Here is a 15,327-nt window from a genome sequence, read left to right as displayed (position 1 = left end):
ATCCGTTCTGTGAAGAAAGCGACTTTAGGCGTGTTGCCGCCTGCTTCGCAAGCACCGCAATCATTGCGAAAGTTTTTGTTTTGTTCTCGTGAACGTTTGTGGTACAGAACGGTCTTGGACACAGACGCCGGTCTTGCATTGCAGGGCCAAATATGGACCTAAGGAGACACATCATGGCCAAACGCGGCAACCTGCAACTCGTAGACACGGATTCCGGCGTGGATAAGCAAAAAGCACTCGAAACAGCGCTATCGAATATTGAGCGCTCCTTTGGCAAAGGCTCGGTCATGCGGCTGGGCGACAAGAAGACGCTGGACGTCGAAGCGGTTTCGACCGGTTCGCTCGGCCTTGATATCGCGCTTGGCATTGGCGGCCTCCCGAAGGGCCGGATCATTGAGATTTACGGGCCTGAAAGCTCCGGTAAAACAACGCTGTCGCTGCATTCGGTGGCTGAAGCCCAGAAGAATGGCGGCGTCTGTGCCTTTATCGACGCAGAGCACGCGCTTGATCCGGCCTATGCAGCCAAGCTCGGCGTTGATCTTGATGACCTCTTGGTCTCCCAGCCTGATACGGGTGAGCAGGCCCTGGAAATTGCCGATACGCTGGTGCGGTCCGGCGCTGTTGATCTCGTCGTGGTCGATTCGGTCGCGGCTCTGACGCCGCGCGCGGAAATTGAAGGCGAGATGGGCGATTCGCTGCCGGGCCTTCAGGCCCGCCTGATGAGCCAGGCCCTGCGCAAGCTGACCGGCTCGATCTCCAAATCCAAATGTATGGTCATCTTCATCAACCAGATCCGTATGAAGATCGGTGTGATGTTTGGCAGCCCTGAAACAACAAGCGGCGGCAATGCGCTGAAATTCTACGCCTCCGTGCGTCTCGACATTCGCCGCATCGGTGCGATCAAGGATCGTGACGAGAACGTGGGTAACCAGACCCGCGTGAAAGTGGTGAAAAACAAGGTGGCCCCGCCATTCCGGCAGGTCGAGTTTGACATCATGTATGGCGAAGGCATTTCCAAGACCGGTGAACTGATCGATCTTGGCGTGAAGTGCGAAGTCGTTGAGAAAGCCGGCTCCTGGTACTCCTATAAGGAAGAACGCATCGGTCAGGGCCGCGAAAAGACCCGCCAGTTCCTCAAGGACAATCCAGCGATTGCCGATGAGATCGAAATGGAAATCCGGACCCGTTCAGGCCTCCTGTCAGACGTCATGCTGTCTGAAGACGACAGCGATGAAAGCGACGATAAGGCCGAGCTCGGCTAGGGTGGCCGTATCGGCCAATCGGTGAGCTTGGCTCACTGCGACGGCCGAGACCACCCTCACCGACAGATATTACGCCGGGATGGCCTCAGTTGGTCTCCCGGCGTATTTTTTTGTGTTGCAGAGGGAAAAGTTGAGCCTGGTCTGGAGCAATCTACTCGTCGTCTGTGCCATTCGGGTCGCGCAGTCTGATCAGGCCATTTCCCGTCATGCTCATGACGAGTTCATCGTGCTGATTGAAGACTTTCTGCTGTGAGCGGGTCAGGCCCATATCATTCCGGCTTTTCATGCGCCGCTTTGACAGAAGCGTCGTTTCAACGCGCAACTCATCTCCCGGATAAACAGGCTTATGCCATTTGAGTTCATCGACGCCCGGTGAGCCAAGGCCCGCCTGTGGTTCGCCAGCCTGCATTGTCTCAACCATCATGCGCATTGTCATGGCAGCGGTGTGCCAGCCAGAGGCAGAGAGGCGACCAAAGAAAGTGTTCTTTGCCGCCTCATCATCGAGATGAAAGGGCTGGGGGTCATACTTCCCGGCGAACTCTATCACTTCCTCACGCGTGACCTGATAGCTTCGGGGCGAGTGGCTGACGGTGCCGACGACAAGGTCTTCGTAATATCTCATGAGGCGCCCCTAATATTGGTATCCATTTGTTGGCCTGAAATCGGGTACCGCAAGCCCAATTGTAAACCCTGACCCAGCGTCACGACGCGGCACCATATGACACACTCTACTAAGGGGGCGGTCAAAAAAGATAAGCAATGCCTTGCCAGACGGTAAGGTGTACGGCTTTGTGGAAACATGCAGACCTTACTTCCTATTGCCGAAGAGATCGGCGCCATTCTGAAAGCCAAACGCCTGACAATTGGCGTTTCGGAATCATCATCTGGTGGACTGGTCTCGGCCGCGCTCCTTGCTGTGCCGGGGGCCTCTTCATATTATCGCGGCGGTGGGGTGATCTATGCACCAGCTGCGTTCCGGGGGCTGCTGGGGCTTTCGAAGGATGATCTGGGCGACATGCGCTCATCCAGTGAGCCCTATGCACGGTTTCTGGCCCGCACGATCCGCGAAAAGCTGCGGGCCGATCTCGGGCTTTGCGAGACAGGCGCGGCGGGGCCGAGCGGGAACGGCTATGGCGATGCGGCCGGCCATACCTGCGTCGCTCTGAACGGCGATGGCATCGACGTGTCGCGCACGCTCGAAACCGGCCTATCGGACCGCGCACACAATATGGAGCTCTTCGCTTATGAAGCGCTCAGCCTGCTGAAAGAGCAGCTGACAGGCTGATCGACGTCTCCTTTTCAAACGCCTGACTTGCCTGCCTTAACCCGTGTAAAACTCGGCGCAATCTGCCGACGTGAACTAGACGCGAATGGCGCGCTGATCCACAACTGCGCCTCGGAAAAGCACCTCTGGCTCCTGGAGGATAACGAGGCAGTTGATGAAGCAGTCAGACATCTCAATTCGAGTCTATGATGGCAATGACGAGGCCATCGTTTCGGCAATCAAGACGCATTTTCCCGAGATTGAAGTCACGCAGGAGCCACTGAACACAGAACGGCGCGAGCGCATCCTTGTGACGTTCCGGCCCCCAAGCGATGAAGACCTGTCGATCTACACATGGATCCACGCCCCCGCCGCGGGTGTCGACGCCATTTTTGAGGCTATCTCAGACCAACCAAAACGACCGCTGGTCACGCGCACCATTGGTAAGATGGGCCAGCAGATCGGCGAATACTGCGTCGGCTATTCGCTCGCTTACCTGCAAAAAATGAGCGAGCGACGAGAGGCCCAATCACGCAAGCGCTGGGACAGAGCGCGCCTTGCGCCGACACATCTGTTTAATTGTGACGTTGCGATCCTTGGCACGGGTTCAATCGGGCAGGGCATCGCGACCGCGTTTGCAGGGTTTGGCGCGCAGGTGACGGGCTATTCCCGGTCCGGGCGCGCGACCGATGGCTTTTCCAAAGTGAGCAAGCTGACAGGCTTCGGCAAGGACCGGCATCACCAGATCGTTGTGTCTGCCCTGCCGAGCACGCCGGATACAGCCGGGATCGTCAGCACCAATGTCTTTGAAACGCTGGAAGGCGCTATCTTCATCAATGTTGGCCGCGGCTCCACGATTGATGAGGGCGCACTTCGAACGGCGCTGTCTGGCCGACAGGTCGCGCAGGCCATTCTGGATGTCTTCGAAACAGAGCCTTTGCCACCAACGAGTTGGCTCTGGGAGCATCCAAGAGTGATGGTTACGCCGCACGTTTCTGGTCTGACGCTGCCGGAGGATTCGGCAGATCGTCTGGTCGAATTGCTGGAGCAGGCGCTTTCGGGCAAACGGCCCAAGCCAGACGCGGATATGTCGCGCGGCTACTAGGCGCGTCGATCCAAGGGCAGGCCGAGAGTGCGAAGCATGAAGTCGGCGCGGGCTTCCACCGAAATTCTTGGCAGGTCGATCAGAACATATCCGCGACGCGGATAGGCAAGACGAAGCCAGTTATATTCTTTGGTGGCCTCTTCAAAAGGCAGTGGACGTTCATCATCCTGAACATAGAGTTCGCGCCAGGGCGGGGCCATGAAAACCGGCGCCGAATAGATGCAGTGCTTCGCCTGATCTGTAATATCGACGGGCATCGGCAGGGACAGGCGTTCGAGATGGGCAATTGCATCGATAGCTGAGCGGTCAAGAAAAACGGGGCCGTCAAACGGGGCCATTTCGCGCAGGCTGTTGCGGGCCTGGTCAACGGCTTTGCGGACGAAGGCGACAGGATCGATCCACGGCAAGGCGTCACTGCCGGACGCCAGTGCCTCGCGGACGATGTTGCGACCAGGCTCTTCTATTGTGGCATAGCCGCGATCGGAAAGCGCCGCGAGCAGTGTGGACTTGCCGCCCGACGAGCAGCCAGAAATGACGATCCGGCGCCGATCTATCATGCTTGGGCCGCGCCGCCCGCATATTCCACCTTTTCCAGGTAAAGCCCATCGGCGGGGGCAACGGGGCCGCAGACGGTCCGATCCCGCGCATCCAGGATGTCCTTCATCCAGCCGGGCTCCTGCATCCCGCGCCCGACCTCGACAAGACTTCCAACGAATGAGCGAACCTGGCGATGCAGGAAGCTGCGGGCGGTTGCCGTCACTTCGATACGATTGCCAAAGCCTGTGACGTTGAGAGTGTCGAGCGTCTTGACGGGCGACTTTGCCTGACAGGCGGCATCGCGGAAGGTGGAAAAATCATGCTCGCCGATGAGATGATCGGCAGCGGCTTGCATCGCGTGGACATCAAGCGGGACAGGCACCCGCCAGAGCAGTCCGCGTTCAAATGTCAGGTGCGCCCGGCGGCTCATGATGATGTAGCGGTAGGCGCGCCCGGTGGCGCTGAAGCGGGCATGAAAGTCTTCATCGACCTCTTCGGCTTCAAGTACGCAGACAGGGTCCGGACGAAGATGATGGTTCAGCGCGTCGGCAATCTTTCGTATCGGACGAGGCTTTTGCAAGATGAGATGGGCAACCTGCCCTGTGGCATGCACACCGGCATCTGTGCGGCCTGCGCCATGCACGGTTACGGGCTGCCCATCAAGCGCTTCGGCTGCACGTTCAAGCGAGGCCTGGACCGTTGGCTGGCCCTCCTGGCGTTGCCAGCCAGAAAAGGGCCGGCCATCATATTCGACAAGAAGGCGCAGGCGCTGGGTCATGCAATGGCAGTAAAGGCTCTCGGATAGATCAAAGTACCGTAGCGGGGCGCATCTTCACGAAGCTCGATGCCCATATATTCAGGCCCCGACCACGGCGCCTTATAACGTGCGGCGACCTCAGGTGAAAACCCGAATTTCTTATAATAATCAGCATGACCAAGCACAAAGCAGAGCGCGAGATTTCGCCCTTCGATATAGGTCATGCCGTATTTGATCAGCTTCTTGCCAATGCCAAGGCCCTGAAAATCAGGGTGCACGCTCATAGGGCCGAGGCCAGCGCCGATATCGCGCCCGTCGACACGGACCCGAAAGAACTGAATGTGGCCGATGATCTTGAGGTCTTTCTCGGCCACGAGTGAGGCGAGGCTGTCGCCATTTCGGTTCAGCTGCCGGACAATCTGGGCTTCGTCCTGTGAGCCGAAAGCCAGATCATTCAGTGCAGAGACGGCTTTGACGTCCTCTAATTGTGCCTGGCGGATTGTCGCGTTTTTCATTCGAACTTGTTTCCTCTTATTATTGCGTTTCCGCGTAGAAAAACGTCAGCCTCCATTGCCCTCGAACCCGGCTTTTGCAGCTTGGTCAGCCGCACAGCCCTGGAATCGCCGCAGAGAACGAGCAGTTCGTCATCCAGCAGGGTCCCCGGTTCACCCTCATATGTGCCGTCTGCCCGCTCACTCATCAGAGCTTTCACGCGGACAGGCTCGGCGGTCTTGTCTGGTCGCCAGTGAAACCACGCCCCCGGAAAGGGGGAGAGGCCCCGGATCTGGCAATCGACCTCATCAGCCGGTCGTGCCCAGTCAATCTTCTGGTCCTCCGCCGTCAGCTTCGACGCATAGGTGGCGCCTTCGCTATCTTGCGGGACGGGTTTCAAGCTGCCATCGGCGAGGCCTTCAAGCGCGCGCGGCGCGAGGCTTGCGCCAAGTTCAGCAAGGCGGTCATGCAGGCTTTCAGCGGTCTCGAACGGAAAGATGCGCGCCTTTTCGGTCGCGAGGACAGGCCCTGTATCAAGGCCAGCCTCCATCATCATGGCCTGAACGCCCGTCATCTCGTCGCCAGCCATAATCGCGCGCTGGATCGGCGCGGCGCCGCGCCAGCGTGGCAGCAGGGAGGCGTGTAGATTCATACAGCCAAGCCGCGGCGCATCGAGGACCTCTTGTGGCAGGATCAGGCCATAGGCGACGACCACCGCCGCATCGAGATCAAGCGCCGCAAAGCGGGCTTTCTCCTCTGCGGGTTTCAGCGATTTCGGCGTGCGAACATCAAGGCCGTTCTCTTCGGCGAATTTATGCACCGGCGTTGGCGTCAGCTTCTTGCCGCGCCCGGCCGGGCGGGGCGGTTGGGAGTAGACACATGCCACGTCATGTCCGGCCTCCAGAAGCGCTTGCAGGACAGGCACGGAAAAGTCGGGGCTGCCCATAAAGGCAATCCGAAGCGTGGACGTCGGTGTCTGTTCAGGCATGTGCGACGCTCATAAGGCTGACCCGTCTCAGGCGGACGGTGTTTTCAAAAAGGATCGGGATTTATTCAAATCAATCAAGACCACGCCCGGCGCAGCCGTTCAAATGACAAAAGATCAAGCTACAGTCGAGCTGGACTAGGCAACCGTCTCAGGACGCAGTTTTTGCGCGAGCCGCTTGGCCTTTTTCACCTTATCGACGGCGCGCTGACGCTTGAGGCGTGACAGGTGATCGATGAACAGCGTGCCTTCCAGGTGATCCATCTCATGCTGGATGCAGACCGCATACATGCCCTCGGCGATCTCTTCGACTTGCTTGCCGTTATAATCGAGATAGCGCACGCGGCACTGGGTCGGTCGCTCGACTTCGTCGAAGACGTCCGGGACAGACAGGCAGCCTTCTTCATAAGGCGCCAGGTCTTCGGTCAGCGGCAGGATTTCAGGGTTCACGAAATAGCGCGGCTGCGGCTCTTCTTCCGGGCCTGCAAGGTCCATGACGATCACGCGCAGCGGCTCGCCGATCTGGATGGCCGCAAGGCCGATGCCGGGGGCGTCATACATGGTCTCAAGCATGTCATCCATGAGCGCACGGATTTCATCCGTAACGCCGCCCTCAACGGGCTTTGAGACTTCCTTCAGACGCGGGTCCGGGACGGTGAGAATTTCGCGAATAGCCATGCCGCTTAAATAAGGGACAGGGGTGGCGAAATCAACGCTGGCGGCCTGTTCAGGCTGCATCCTCTTCGTCGCCGGTGGGGCCATCATCAAATTCCAGCTCGCCTGTGCGGTCGGGCAGACTGGCGCGGGCTTCGATCTGCTCAAGCTCGGTGATCTGCTTGTCAGGCGGCGCGATTTGAAGGTCCTCGAACTTCCGGGCCGATGGCAGGACGCGGGATGTGAGGCTAGAGCTCATCTTGTTGTAATGGCCGACGGCGGAATTCAGTGACTTGCCGACGCTTTCAACATGACCGCCCAGCGTGACCAGACGGCCGTAAAGTTCACGGCCAAGTTCTGCAGCCTGACGGGCGTTCTCGGTCGCCTGCTCCTGGCGCCAGCCATAGGCCACAGCCTTGGCGAGAGCGAGCAGGGTGGACGGCGTGACCACGATCACTTGCCGTGAGGCGGCGAAGTCAAAGAGGTCAGGCTCTGCTTCCAGCGCGGCGACGTAGAAACTTTCACCCGGGATGAAGAGCGCGACGAAATCCACGCGGGCGGAAAAGGCGCTCTGATAGTCCTTTGAGCCGAGCCTGCGGATGTGCTCCTTCACCTTGGAGCCGTGGGCGCGCAGCAGGGCCGCGCGGCGGGCTGCATCGGTCTCATCCAGCGCTTTCAGATAGTCCTCGATCGACACTTTGGAATCGACCACGATCTCACGTCCGCCCGGCAGCTTGATGATGACATCGGGGCGTAGGGTCTTCTCATCGACGCGGTCATGGACCTGCTCACTGAAGTCGCAGAAGGAGGAGAGGCCGGCATGCTCCATGACATTCCGCAGGGTCGTCTCGCCCCAACGCCCGCCGCCGCGCGGGGCTGACAGGGCTGTGACCAGCTTGTTGGTCTCGCTTGTATGGCGCTGCAGGCTTTCGCCGATCAGTCGGATCTGTTGCTGAAGCGAGGATTTATCTTCGCCGCGCACCTTTTCGATCTCGGAGACGCGCTTGGCGAACTCGTCGAGGTTCTTGTTGATCGGGGTGACCAGCTCTTTGAGATTGGCTTGCGCGCCTTCCTTGTGTTTCTTGAAGGTCTCGTCCGCGAGCTGAAGGAACTGAGAATTGGCCTGACGCAGAACGCCCTGAGCGAGATCTGCGAACTTTTTCTCATCTTCTTCGCTGCGTGCTTCGCGGCGGGCAAGATCAATGCGGGCCTGTTCGGCAACCGCCGTCTGCGTCTTCAGCTCCTGGGTCAGGCGCGCTTTGTCGGCGTCGGCTGCTTCAAGCAAATCCTGCGTGTAAGTGAGGTCCCGCTCCAGCTCATTTGAACGGCTCTCAGATTTGCCGCGCATCCAGATGAATGCACCCGCAAATCCAATCGTCGTAACGAGAAGAAGGATATGTATGAGGTCGAGGCCGGTCTGGCCGATCATGATGAGGGGGTCCATACCTGTCTCCGTAAGCCGATTCGAGGCTTGGCCTGCTGACTGAGGCTGGAACATAAGCTGAACGGACAGCTTGCGCAATCACCGCAGCTGGACGGCACGAGGCCGACGCCGGTCGATTGCAAAGTCGTCGGACGTGGTTGAGAGCCGTGCGCCCTCAAACCGGGATTTCAAAATGTGTTGGGGGTCTGACGTGCCGATGACTGAACCGGCAGGGTATGCCGCCTAGTCGTCGCCCAGATATGCGCCAAGCGGATCTGGGTATTCGTCTGGCCAGTCGTCGCTGTCGCTACCTTTGTTCTTGCCTGAGGAAGACCGTTTCTTGTCGTCCTCTTTATCGGTCTCATCGCGTTCAATCGGAATGACTTCGGCGTTCTCGGGAAGGCCATCGACGAAGCCGGACATGGCGTCGTAGTCGCCGGGAAATTCGCCCATGTTCTGGACCGAATAGTTCGATACGGGGCGATCAGGCCGTTTTGGCAGTTGTGGGCGGGTCGCCCGGGTCGGAAGCGGGCGTGTGCCGGGGGTAGGCGCGGTAACAGCCGGTGTTGGCGTGGGTTGCGGACGCGGCGTCGGCCGCTGGCTCGGTGTTGCAGATGCCGGCGTCACGGTGCGCTTGGTGACATAGCTTCCCGTTGGCTCTGAGGCTGGCCGCGCGATCAGTGGCGGCGGGGCTTCTGCGACCGGGGCAGCGCTTACGGTTTGTTGCGACGAAGAGCCTTGTTGAGGCGTGAGCCGCGCCGGTGACGACGAAACGGTGCGAACTGTTTGCGTTTGGGCAGGCTGCGGCGAAGGCTGATTATAGGTCACGGTCCGCTGAGCAGTCGCCGGCGGGGGCGCTTGGCGTCCGACCGGGTACCGGGATTCCATAACCGACAGGCTCGCCTTATTGAGGGCGGCTGTTGTTGGGTCTGTTGTCGGCGCCAACGGCGTACGCGGTGCAGGTGCGGCGAACGTCTGAGGTTGATTAGGTGTCGTGGACCCAACCGTGCGGACAGGCGCAGATTGCACGGAGGCAGGTCGCTGAACCTGATAGCTGGCAGTGGCGCGCGCTGCAGGCGGCTGTGTCGGGATGGCGACGGAGGCAACCGGCCGTTCGCCATTCATCGCGCGCGGGCTCAGCCCGGAGACGTGGCCGGGTCGCGGGTAAGACTGCCCGACCGAGCTTTTCATTTCGCAGCGCGGGCCAACCCGGAAGGTCGGCGGCGTCATCGACCAGGACATGCACCGTCCATCTGCGGCGCAGCTGGCCGCGCAGCTTTCAGCGGAGGTCGCACGCAAGGATTGGTAGGTTTCCGCTGAACGGTAGGTGTCACGCTCAATCGAGGCGAGGCCGGCATCGCCAAGGGCGGCAGGCGCAAAAAGCATCGCGCTGGCAAAGGCTGCAATCAAACGCTGCATGGTCTCAATCCTTGGTCTTCAATCAGTTACAAGACGGCAGATTAAGTCTCAGGCGTTAAGACAGCGTTAGGCCTGATTGCCGCTGGCGAGGTCTTCCTTCATGGCCTCGATCTCGAGCCAGTCCTCTTCGGCCTGTTCGAGTTCGACGCGCGCCGCTTCAAGCCTTTTGCTGGCCGCGGCGAACCGGTCCGGCTTGGCCGAAAACAGCGTTGGGTCAGCCAGCTCAGCTTCCAGTTTCTCGATTTCCTTTGAGAGGCGCGGCATCGCAGCCTCAACTTCCTTCAGGCGGTGCTGATCCTTGAAGGACAGTTTCGCCTCGCGCCGGGACGCGCTTGAACTTTCAGGCGTGCGGGATTTCGACTTGGCTTTGTCGGGGGCTTTAGCCGCGCGCTGCGAGGTGAGCGACGGGACCTGCCGGGCTGCATCGGTCCATCCGCCGGGCGTTTCCAGCCATTTGCCGCCGCCAACCGGCACGAGGCAGCTGGTGACGATGGCATCGAGAAATGCGCGGTCATGGCTGACCAGAACGAGCGTGCCATCATATTCGCTCAGCATCTCTTCCAGCAGGTCGAGCGTCTGCATGTCGAGATCATTGGTCGGTTCGTCCAGCACCAGAACGTCGGTTGGCTTTGCCAGCGCAATGGCGAGCGTCAGCCGGTTACGCTCCCCGCCGGAGAGGGCTGAGACGGGCTGGCGGAGCTGGTCAGGGGAGAAGAGGAAGTCCTTGGCATAGGCGGCGACATGTTTGGAATGCCCTTGCACCATGATGGAGTCGCCGCCAGATGGGGTGAGGGCCTCCCACAGCGTATCGCGCGGGTTCAGGGTCTCGCGGGTCTGGTCGAGATAGGTCACCGTTAAGGCCTGCGACAGCTTCACAGAGCCTGCATCCGGCTCAAGCTCACCGAGCAACAGTTTCAGCAGCGTCGTCTTGCCGACACCGTTGGGGCCAACGATACCGATCCGGTCCCCGCGAAGAATTCTGAGAGACAGATCGGTCGCGATCACCGTGTCGCCAAACCGTTTGGAGACGCCGAACGCTTCCAGCACCTTGCGGCTCTGGCTGTCGCCGCTCTCTGCCGAGAGACCGGCTGTCGATTTTGCGTCATTGATCGCGGCGCGCTGGCGGGCATGTTCAGCGCGAAGGTCATGCAGGCGTGAGAGACGGCCCATATTGCGCTTGCGCCGCGCCGTGACGCCGCGCGCCAGCCAGTGCTGCTCTTCTTTCAGATGCGTCTTGAGCTTCTGAAGCTGCTTTTCTTCTTCGGCTTCGATGCCGCTAGCCCAGTCATCGAAGAAGGCATAGCCGCGCGGCGACTTCCACACCTTGCCCTGACGCAGCCAGAGCGTTGTCGTTGAGACGTTTTCAAGAAAGCGGCGGTCGTGGCTGACGAGAAGGACGGCGCCGGGAAATGACTTTAGTCGATCTTCCAGCGTCTCAATCATCGGGACGTCGAGATGGTTGGTCGGCTCGTCCAGCAGCAGGATATCCGGATCCTGCGCGAAGGCCTTGGCGAGTGCGGCGCGGCGGATCTGCCCGCCTGAGAGCGTGGCGGGATCGGCGGTCGGATCAATGCCAAACTGGCCAAGCTCTGCCTCAGCCATCCAGGTCTCAGCAAGTCCGTCACTTGTATAGTCGAGGACGGTTGCAAAGGCTGAAAGGTCAGGCTCCTGCTCGACGGTGGCCACATCGACACCGGGCTGGCGCCACAATTCGCCAGCGTCAGGCTCAAATCGCCCGGTGACGAGCCGCATCAGCGTCGACTTGCCGGCGCCATTGCGCCCGACAAGGGCTGCGCGCTCACCCTTTGCGAGGGTGAAGGTGACGCCGGTAAAAATCGGTGTGCCGCCAAAAGTCAGTTCGACTTCGGAGAGGCGAAGGATTGGTAGCTCTGCCATGATTTTGCGTTGGTGCGGGCGCGAGGGCCCTCGCGTCAAGCCGTCTTGATCAGGCCTTCAGCTTGTAGCCGGTGCGGAACAGCCACCAGACCCAGACACAGGCGAGGAAGGTGAAGATGCCCGACGCGATATAACCGACCGCAAGGTGAGAGTTCGAGACGCCTATAAAGCCCGCCCGGAAGCCGTCGATCAGATAGAAAATCGGGTCGAAATGCGCGGCCGTCTGGAATGGTTCGACCAGCACCTTGATGTCGTAGAAGGTCCCCGACAGGAAGGTCAGCGGGACAATGACGAAATTGGTGATCGCGGCCAGATGGTCGAACTTCTCGGCCCATATGCCGCCGACGGCGCCGAGCGCGGCGAGGAAGATCGTCGCCATCAGGCTGAACCAGATGACGGGCACGATATTGACGATGCTAAGGTCGGCCAGTCCGGTCAGATGAATGGCAAGACCGCCGATTACGCCCACCATGATACCGCGCGTGACCGCGCCGAATATAAAGCCGAGGGTAAGCTCAAGCGGAGACAGAGGCGGCATCAGGAAGTCGACCTGGCTGCCCTGCACCTTGGCAATTGTGAGAGACGACGAGGTGTTCTGGAACGCGTTCTGCAGCATCGACATCACAACGAGGCCGGGCGCGAGAAAGGAATTATAGTCCAGGCCTTCAAAGTCACCCGTCAGCTGACCGCGGCTACCGAAGGCCAGTTTGAACACTGTCATGAACAAAAGAGTGGTGATGACGGGCGCGAACAGGGTCTGCATCCAGACTTTGAGAAAGCGTCCAACCTCCCGCTTGTAGAGTGTCCACAGGCCTACCCAGTTAACGGCGCCATAGCTGCGCGGCGGGACTGGAAGAGGGCGGGATTGTGTAGAAACTTCGTCTGTCATTCGCGCTATTTAAGGTGCCTTGCTGTCTGTTGCGACCGCAAATTGGTGTTTCGGCTCGGTTTTTTTGCTGACTGCATAATGTGACCACTAGATATAGAAAGTCTGTGGAGAAACCATATCAGCATATTGTGTTTCGTTTCGGTTTGGATACGATATCTAGAGGTTAACAGCGGCGGCTGATATCAGCTGCCACAACATCTAGGGTGCTAAGCGCCAGGAGGCTATCCAATGTCTTGGACCGAAGATCGCGTCGAGGTTCTGAAGAAACTCTGGGCAGAAGGACATTCTGCGAGCCAGATAGCAAAGCAGCTCGGCGGGGTGACCCGCAACGCTGTGATCGGGAAAGTCCACAGGCTTGGCCTGTCGGGCCGCGCCACGCCGTCCCGTCCGGTGAAACGTCCGCCACGTCTGGCACGTCCGAAGCCAAAGGTCGGAACAGAGGGTGTCGTTCAGCAGCCAGTTGCATCCGTCGACGAAACACGGATTCGCAAATCAGATCAGCAGGCAATTTCATCGGCGCTTCAGCCGGCGCCTGTGGCCGATGGCGAAGCCGCGACGATCCTGACGCTGCGCGATTCCATGTGCAAATGGCCAATCGGTGACCCGGCAGATCCGCAATTTGCTTTCTGCGGTCGCAAGTCCGACTGCGGACCTTACTGCTCCGAGCACGCCAAGGTCGCGTTCCAGCCGCAGCGCAAGCGTGAGCGTAAGCGCACTGAAGAGCCTCAGCTTCGCAGGGTTGCCGGATAAGACAATCCACCTTCCTGTCTGGTGAAACCTGCAAGAATGGCCAGGCCCTTTATGAGGGTCTGGCCATTTTCTTTGGAGCTGGAAATTCAGTTGAGGATACGGGGCTGCCCGCGTCGACCTGACCGGCTAACCGGGTCAGGCCGCTTCTGTCTCAGCTTTTTCAGAAAGGTCAGCGGGCTCGTTAACATCGAAGCGGTCTGCCTCGCGTGACATCCAGTCAGCGACCTTCTGTTCTTCAACACCGAGCTGACGCAAGATATCTGCAGCCATTTCGATACCGACCGGCTCACCCATTGAGATCCAGGCGCGCATTCCAAGGCCGGAAAAGCGCTGGCGGTCGGCTTCATTGTCCACAGAAACAAAGCGTGGTGTGTTGGGAAACTCAACCTGTGAAGCGGGCGTCAGGTCACGCGAGACTTCATAGCGCGGTGCGCCGATGACAACGGCGCGCGGATTACGTCCCGCAACGGCCTCGACGAGGCGCAGATTGGCCGCATTGCCGAACGAGACCTTGTATCCGTCTGCAATGGCGGAGACGAAGCGGTCCGGTTCTGCATCAAGGCAGACATGCGGGATGCTGTGGTCGGCGAGCGCGTCTGCCGCCAGCCGGCCGGCGGGGGTCATGCCGAAGATGATAACCGGACGGTTCGGGCCGATGGGCGTCGTCTCGTTGACGGGCCGTGTCTGGCCTTTGAACATATTGGCCACTTTGCGCGATAGCCGCATGCCGGCCGCCGCCCAGAACGGCGCAAGTGCGAGCGATAGGGCAATCGACGCGACCGCAATCGTGTCCACAGCAGGCGGAACGGCATCGGTCGCCATCACCAGGATCGACAGCACAACCAGCGTAAATTCAGACCCTTGGGCCAGCAGGAATGACAACTGGATACTGCCGGGATTGCTCCACTTGTTGAGGCGGGCCGCGGCAAAGCCGGTCAAAGTTTTCACGCCAAGTATGGCGGCCGTGACGGCGAGCACGATGGGCCAGCGATCAAGCAGGACGCCAAGATCGACCGATAGCCCCACCGACATGAAGAAGAATGATAGAAGCAGCCCGCGAAATGGTCCTGTCTCCATCTGCACCTGATGCCGGAAGGCCGTACCCGAAACGGCGAGACCCGCCAGAAAGGCGCCAAGCGTCAGAGACAGGCCGAGATAGGCAGTGGCGGACGCGGCGCCGAGTACGAGCAGCAATGTGACAGCGGTGAAGGCTTCATGATTTCTTGTCTGGGCGAGCCCTCTAAGGATCGGCCCCATCAGGAAATGACCTGCAGCAAAGGCGACAATGAAGGCAAGGATCGCGACACCTGCGGCCTGCGCGAGGTTCAGCGCAAGCGCCATTCCGCTGATGTCATCGCCAAGCGAGTTGGCAAAGATCAGCAGGAAGATAGCGACAATATCCTGGAAGATCAGCACATGGGTCGTCGAACGGCCCAGAGGGCAGGAGCCGAGGCCCCGTTCAACCATGACCCGGCTAACGACGGCGGTCGATGACAGACCGAACGATATGCCGAGCGCCAGGGCGATAGGCCAGTCCAGCCCGAACAGCATCAAGGCGAGCGTGAATGGAAAACTGGTGAGTATAAGATGCGCCGGCGCCAGCCCCATAAGGTCCCGTCCGCTTTCGCGCAGCTCACGAAGGGAGACGTGCAGGCCGATATCGAACAGCAGGAACACCACACCAAGCTCAGCGAGCAAGTGCGTTGTCGGGCTTTCGTCGATCAGTCCAAACACATGAGGACCGATCAGAATACCCACAGCGAGGTAGCCGACAATCGGCGAGAGTTTCAGTGCTTTGGAAGCCAATGCGGATGCGCCGCCGGCCGCCAGCAGGGTCATGGCTGGGATCAGCGCATCGACAGGTGTTGTTGCGGGGTCCGCCATGTCCAGCCTC

At 59.7% G+C, this 15,327-nt stretch carries 15 protein-coding genes; 4 read left to right on the top strand and 11 right to left on the bottom strand.

Features of this window, described 5'->3' with window-relative positions:
• Nucleotides 1-173 precede the first annotated feature (173 nt).
• Nucleotides 174-1,262, top strand: coding sequence for a recombinase RecA (recA, locus tag B8783_RS02275; RefSeq protein WP_084418147.1), 1,089 nt, complete (start codon nucleotides 174-176; stop codon nucleotides 1,260-1,262).
• Between the two features lie 151 nt (nucleotides 1,263-1,413).
• Here recA and B8783_RS02270 read toward each other — a convergent pair whose 3' ends face one another.
• Nucleotides 1,414-1,884 (bottom strand): MaoC family dehydratase, encoded by a 471-nt coding sequence (locus B8783_RS02270; RefSeq protein ID WP_084418146.1) that lies wholly within the window; start codon nucleotides 1,882-1,884, stop codon nucleotides 1,414-1,416.
• A gap of 177 nt (nucleotides 1,885-2,061) precedes the next feature.
• Between B8783_RS02270 and B8783_RS02265 the strand changes: the two genes are divergently transcribed.
• Both B8783_RS02265 and B8783_RS02260 read left to right on the top strand, forming a co-directional pair.
• Complete coding sequence (locus B8783_RS02265; protein ID WP_084418145.1) at nucleotides 2,062-2,547, top strand: CinA family protein; 486 nt, start codon at nucleotides 2,062-2,064, stop codon at nucleotides 2,545-2,547.
• Between the two features lie 154 nt (nucleotides 2,548-2,701).
• Nucleotides 2,702-3,631 carry an NAD(P)-dependent oxidoreductase gene (locus tag B8783_RS02260; RefSeq protein ID WP_084418144.1) on the top strand — a complete coding sequence of 310 codons (930 nt, stop codon included), beginning with the start codon at nucleotides 2,702-2,704 and terminating at the stop codon, nucleotides 3,629-3,631.
• Here the strand turns inward: B8783_RS02260 and B8783_RS02255 are convergent.
• From B8783_RS02255 to B8783_RS02215, 9 genes are all read right to left on the bottom strand, one after another.
• Nucleotides 3,628-4,188 carry an AAA family ATPase gene (locus tag B8783_RS02255; RefSeq protein ID WP_084418143.1) on the bottom strand — a complete coding sequence of 187 codons (561 nt, stop codon included), beginning with the start codon at nucleotides 4,186-4,188 and terminating at the stop codon, nucleotides 3,628-3,630. The genes B8783_RS02260 and B8783_RS02255 overlap by 4 nt on opposite strands.
• Nucleotides 4,185-4,946: a tRNA pseudouridine(38-40) synthase TruA gene (gene truA / locus B8783_RS02250; protein WP_084418142.1), complete on the bottom strand. Its 762-nt coding sequence runs from the start codon at nucleotides 4,944-4,946 to the stop codon at nucleotides 4,185-4,187. Before truA ends, B8783_RS02255 begins: the two co-directional genes overlap by 4 nt.
• Nucleotides 4,943-5,440 (bottom strand): GNAT family N-acetyltransferase, encoded by a 498-nt coding sequence (locus tag B8783_RS02245; RefSeq protein WP_084418141.1) that lies wholly within the window; start codon nucleotides 5,438-5,440, stop codon nucleotides 4,943-4,945. The genes truA and B8783_RS02245 overlap by 4 nt, the downstream gene beginning before the upstream one ends.
• Nucleotides 5,437-6,405, bottom strand: coding sequence for a methionyl-tRNA formyltransferase (fmt, locus tag B8783_RS02240; protein ID WP_084418140.1), 969 nt, complete (start codon nucleotides 6,403-6,405; stop codon nucleotides 5,437-5,439). The genes B8783_RS02245 and fmt overlap by 4 nt, the downstream gene beginning before the upstream one ends.
• Before the next feature lie 135 nt (nucleotides 6,406-6,540).
• Nucleotides 6,541-7,080 carry a peptide deformylase gene (gene def / locus B8783_RS02235; RefSeq protein WP_084418341.1) on the bottom strand — a complete coding sequence of 180 codons (540 nt, stop codon included), beginning with the start codon at nucleotides 7,078-7,080 and terminating at the stop codon, nucleotides 6,541-6,543.
• 49 nt (nucleotides 7,081-7,129) lie between these two features.
• On the bottom strand, nucleotides 7,130-8,500 hold the full coding sequence (gene rmuC, locus B8783_RS02230) for a DNA recombination protein RmuC (protein WP_084418139.1): 1,371 nt from the start codon (nucleotides 8,498-8,500) through the stop codon (nucleotides 7,130-7,132).
• 222 nt (nucleotides 8,501-8,722) lie between these two features.
• Nucleotides 8,723-9,898, bottom strand: a complete 1,176-nt coding sequence (locus B8783_RS02225; RefSeq protein WP_084418138.1) for a PAN domain-containing protein — start codon at nucleotides 9,896-9,898, stop codon at nucleotides 8,723-8,725.
• Nucleotides 9,899-9,964: 66 nt separating this feature from the next.
• Nucleotides 9,965-11,794, bottom strand: coding sequence for an ABC-F family ATP-binding cassette domain-containing protein (locus tag B8783_RS02220; protein ID WP_084418137.1), 1,830 nt, complete (start codon nucleotides 11,792-11,794; stop codon nucleotides 9,965-9,967).
• Between the two features lie 49 nt (nucleotides 11,795-11,843).
• Nucleotides 11,844-12,683, bottom strand: a complete 840-nt coding sequence (locus tag B8783_RS02215; protein ID WP_084418136.1) for an ABC transporter permease — start codon at nucleotides 12,681-12,683, stop codon at nucleotides 11,844-11,846.
• 228 nt (nucleotides 12,684-12,911) lie between these two features.
• Between B8783_RS02215 and B8783_RS02210 the strand changes: the two genes are divergently transcribed.
• The gene (locus tag B8783_RS02210; RefSeq protein ID WP_084418135.1) at nucleotides 12,912-13,433 is read left to right on the top strand and encodes a GcrA family cell cycle regulator; all 522 of its coding nucleotides are present in this window, start codon (nucleotides 12,912-12,914) and stop codon (nucleotides 13,431-13,433) included.
• A 135-nt stretch (nucleotides 13,434-13,568) separates the two neighbouring features.
• On the opposite strand, the gene B8783_RS02205 is transcribed toward B8783_RS02210, so the two are convergent.
• Complete coding sequence (locus B8783_RS02205) at nucleotides 13,569-15,317, bottom strand: cation:proton antiporter domain-containing protein (RefSeq protein ID WP_084418134.1); 1,749 nt, start codon at nucleotides 15,315-15,317, stop codon at nucleotides 13,569-13,571.
• Nucleotides 15,318-15,327 lie beyond the last annotated feature (10 nt).

Source organism: Henriciella litoralis (genome assembly GCF_002088935.1).
Lineage (GTDB): Bacteria > Pseudomonadota > Alphaproteobacteria > Caulobacterales > Hyphomonadaceae > Henriciella > Henriciella litoralis.
The sequence above is the reverse complement of the archived record's forward strand: the minus strand, read 5'-3'. Positions and strand labels throughout refer to the sequence as shown.

Coding starts and splice junctions, on each gene's coding strand:
- recA (WP_084418147.1), top strand. CDS start 174: ATGGCCAAACGCGGCAACCTGCAACTCGTAGACACGGATTCCGGCGTG.
- B8783_RS02270 (WP_084418146.1), bottom strand. CDS start 1,884: ATGAGATATTACGAAGACCTTGTCGTCGGCACCGTCAGCCACTCGCCC.
- B8783_RS02265 (WP_084418145.1), top strand. CDS start 2,062: ATGCAGACCTTACTTCCTATTGCCGAAGAGATCGGCGCCATTCTGAAA.
- B8783_RS02260 (WP_084418144.1), top strand. CDS start 2,702: ATGAAGCAGTCAGACATCTCAATTCGAGTCTATGATGGCAATGACGAG.
- B8783_RS02255 (WP_084418143.1), bottom strand. CDS start 4,188: ATGATAGATCGGCGCCGGATCGTCATTTCTGGCTGCTCGTCGGGCGGC.
- truA (WP_084418142.1), bottom strand. CDS start 4,946: ATGACCCAGCGCCTGCGCCTTCTTGTCGAATATGATGGCCGGCCCTTT.
- B8783_RS02245 (WP_084418141.1), bottom strand. CDS start 5,440: ATGAAAAACGCGACAATCCGCCAGGCACAATTAGAGGACGTCAAAGCC.
- fmt (WP_084418140.1), bottom strand. CDS start 6,405: ATGCCTGAACAGACACCGACGTCCACGCTTCGGATTGCCTTTATGGGC.
- def (WP_084418341.1), bottom strand. CDS start 7,080: ATGGCTATTCGCGAAATTCTCACCGTCCCGGACCCGCGTCTGAAGGAA.
- rmuC (WP_084418139.1), bottom strand. CDS start 8,500: ATGGACCCCCTCATCATGATCGGCCAGACCGGCCTCGACCTCATACAT.
- B8783_RS02225 (WP_084418138.1), bottom strand. CDS start 9,898: ATGCAGCGTTTGATTGCAGCCTTTGCCAGCGCGATGCTTTTTGCGCCT.
- B8783_RS02220 (WP_084418137.1), bottom strand. CDS start 11,794: ATGGCAGAGCTACCAATCCTTCGCCTCTCCGAAGTCGAACTGACTTTT.
- B8783_RS02215 (WP_084418136.1), bottom strand. CDS start 12,683: ATGACAGACGAAGTTTCTACACAATCCCGCCCTCTTCCAGTCCCGCCG.
- B8783_RS02210 (WP_084418135.1), top strand. CDS start 12,912: ATGTCTTGGACCGAAGATCGCGTCGAGGTTCTGAAGAAACTCTGGGCA.
- B8783_RS02205 (WP_084418134.1), bottom strand. CDS start 15,317: ATGGCGGACCCCGCAACAACACCTGTCGATGCGCTGATCCCAGCCATG.